Below are 1432 nucleotides of genomic sequence, written 5' to 3'. Positions count from 1 at the left end.
CCGCTCCGGGGAATGGCCGTCCGATGTCGGGACGTCCTGGGAGTTGGAGCGGCCGAGAGGCTTTCCGGGTTCCCCGGCAGCTCCGGGGCTCGGCAAACTAGTCAATGAAGGACCTCTCCGCGCCGGGAACCGTGTGTCCGACGCTACCGTTTCGACCCCCTCAGCGCGGAGGCCGGTAAACATACCAACGATCCACCCTACTTGCTGTGCCTGCCAGTCGTGCTTTGCCTAGAGCGAACGACGCGTTCTTGAGGCAGACAGCCCCCGGGCATCGCGGTACCTTGAAAGTGATCACCAGTCACACCGACGATCGGCGGCACCATGACCTCCAACCCCAATACCCCCTCCAATGGAGACGATTCACCCGTGGATCCCTTGGCAGAAATGCTGAAGAACCTGATGGGCGGGCAAGGCATGGGCAACATCGACCCCGCCGAATTGGCAAAAGCCGCAGGGCTGCCGAACGACCCGAATATGCTGCAGCAAATGTTCGCCCAAGTGCAGGCCATGATGAGCTCCACTTCCGAGGGCCCCGTCAATTGGCAGCTTGCCCACGAGAACGCCCGCCGTGTTGCCGCCGCCGGCACGGATCCGTCGGTGAATGCCCTGCAGGCCCGCGAAGTCGACGAAGCGCTCCGCCTCGCGGAACTTTGGTTGGATCCCGTCACCGATCTTCAGGCAACGGGCCTCATTGGCCGCGCCTGGTCGCGCGCTGAATGGGTGGAAGCCACCCTCGCCACGTGGAAACGGCTCACTGAGCCGGTGGCCAACAGCATCGCCAATGCCCTGTCGGACGCCCTCACCCAGCAGATGCCGGAAGAAATGAAGGCCATGATGGGGGGCACCTCGTCCATGTTGCAGAACATGGGCGGAGCCATCTTCGGCATGCAACTGGGCCAGGCCATCGGGGCCCTGTCCGCCGAAGTGGTCAGCTCTACCGACATCGGCGTTCCGCTCGCTGATCTCGAGATGGCATTGCTGCCGGCCAATGTGGCGAAGTTCGGCGAAGGCCTGAGCGTCCCGGAGAGTGACGTGCGGTTGTTCCTTGCGGTCCGCGAAGCCGCGCATGCCCGGCTCTTCGTACAGGTTCCATGGCTGCGCGGACATCTCCTCGGGGCCATCGAAGCCTACGCCCGAGGCATCCACATCGACTTGTCCCGCGTCGAGGACCTCGCCCGGGACCTCGATCCCGGCAACCCCGAGGGGATTCAAGAAGCCCTGTCCCAAGGTGTGTTCACGCCCGAGCGCACTCCCGAACAATCGGCTGCCCTGGAGAAACTCGAAACTGCCCTGGCGCTGGTTGAGGGCTGGGTGGACGAGCTCACGGCTGCTGCCACCGAGAATGTGCTGCCATCCGCCGTCGCACTCCGCGAGACTGTGCGGAGGCGCCGCGCCACGGGAGGACCCGCCGAACACGCGTTCTCCTCGCTGG

1 protein-coding gene is annotated in these 1432 nt (G+C 64.7%); it reads left to right on the top strand.

Features of this window, described 5'->3' with window-relative positions:
• Positions 1 to 321: 321 nt before the first annotated feature.
• On the top strand, positions 322 to 1432 hold a 1111-nt coding region (locus AHiyo1_RS02570), incomplete at its 3' end, for a zinc-dependent metalloprotease (RefSeq protein WP_059387514.1).

This window comes from Arthrobacter sp. Hiyo1, assembly GCF_001263615.2.
Lineage (GTDB): Bacteria > Actinomycetota > Actinomycetes > Actinomycetales > Micrococcaceae > Arthrobacter.
Note: the sequence above shows the minus strand (reverse complement) of the source record. Positions and strands in the feature narration are given on the sequence as shown.